Below are 202 nucleotides of genomic sequence, written 5' to 3' on the forward strand. Positions count from 1 at the left end.
CGCCCAGTTCCGTGAGCGTCGCAACTCGCTGCGCAGCCAGATCGACGTGCTGCAGAGCCGGGTGCACCAGCTTGAGACTGAGATCGAGGGCCTGAAGCGCGAAGGCGCGGCGGCCGAGCAGCAGCTCTTCTTCATCAATGACGAGCTCGTGGGCGTGCGCGACCTGGCCGACAAGGGGCTGGTGGCGAAGACCCGGCGCAAC

At 67.3% G+C, this 202-nt stretch carries 1 pseudogene; it reads left to right on the plus strand.

The features are described 5' to 3' along the window. Nucleotides 1–202, plus strand: a pseudogene (locus ACYVO7_RS25905) (HlyD family type I secretion periplasmic adaptor subunit); the annotation flags it as partial.

This window comes from Alsobacter sp. SYSU BS001988 (assembly GCF_054796215.1).